At 44.1% G+C, this 1,162-nt stretch carries 2 protein-coding genes and 1 pseudogene; 2 read left to right on the forward strand and 1 reads right to left on the reverse strand.

Features of this window, described 5'->3' with window-relative positions:
• A pseudogene (locus R7Q47_RS25655) lies at positions 1-185 on the forward strand (LysE family transporter); the annotation flags it as partial.
• Positions 186-752: a threonine transporter RhtB gene (locus R7Q47_RS25660; RefSeq protein WP_318090185.1), complete on the forward strand. Its 567-nt coding sequence runs from the start codon at positions 186-188 to the stop codon at positions 750-752.
• Between the two features lie 108 nt (positions 753-860).
• On the opposite strand, the gene R7Q47_RS25665 is transcribed toward R7Q47_RS25660, so the two are convergent.
• A partial coding sequence (locus tag R7Q47_RS25665) for an alanine:cation symporter family protein (RefSeq protein ID WP_318074437.1) occupies positions 861-1,162 on the reverse strand: 302 nt, incomplete at its 5' end.

Consider the following 1,162-nt stretch of genomic DNA (forward strand, 5'->3'; position numbering starts at 1 on the left):
AATCTATGACGATGGCCGCTATCCATTTTGTTATCGCAATGGTTTGGCAATGTGGCTTGGCTGGGGCTTTAAACTCAGCAAAGAACTTGCTCAAAAATGCCAGCTTTATGAAATGGATGGAAGGAGTAACAGGTGCTGTGCTTGTTGCGCTAGGAATTAAGTTACTGATTGAAGAACCACTTTAAATGCGCAATTTATACCGACTTGCTTTAATGCTGACGCTGTTTTTGTTGGGGTTTGCGAGTGCTGTTGCTTGGATGACATTACCACAAATCAAGTTTTCACCTCGGGGGATGGAGTGGGGGTGGCACTGGCCGCACTTTGAGCCGTTTTCTAATGGTATCCAAAAGGCGCGAACGCACGACACCAAACAGCTCTTGTTAAGACGAGTTTACCTTGACGATGCGATCGTCGTTTTTGTATCTACGACGTTAGACAACAAGTTTGAAATCGATGTTGTGCAGGAGAAAACTTGCAAACCGAACGCCACAACTTGGGCATCCGTATCAGTGAATCGCCAGCGAATGGCGCATGTGCCAATGGTGTGTGATAGCGTCGGACAGAGTTATTTTTACCGTTACATAGGTAAGCATTTAGATTCGCTAGAATTTGGCGGTGATGAGTCTTTCATTACGGAAGATTTTGCCCATTGGCCAATCGCGGATATTAAAGTTGATCAGTTCAAACAGCAAAACGCTAAGTTTTTTGAACAGCGTGGAGAGAAGGTTGAACATCAGTGGTTACGTGATTAACGCTGTCATCTGAATCTAGATAAAAATAAAGCCCGCTAAACATGAGCGGGCTTTGTGTTTTAAGGTTTCTAACTCGTTTAAGTGCAGGCTTAACGGTTCTTTGTAGAGCTATGCTTTTACCGCATCAAGATCATCAGATTGAACTGAAGGGTTAAAGAACAATTTAGTTTCTGCCAGTACAACATGACGAAGCGCAATCAAACCAATAAGGTTAGGGATCGCCATCAAGCCATTTACGATATCTGCCAGAATCCAAATCATGTCTAGATGCAGGAACGCGCCTGAAGCCACTAGAGCAAGGAAGATAATCTTGTAAGGCAGAACCGCTTTTGTGCCCATTAGGAACACCACACAACGCTCACCGTAGTAGTTCCAACCAAGGATCGTTGTAAACGCAAAGAACATCAGAC

It is taken from the genome of Vibrio sp. Vb0349, from assembly GCF_033338975.1.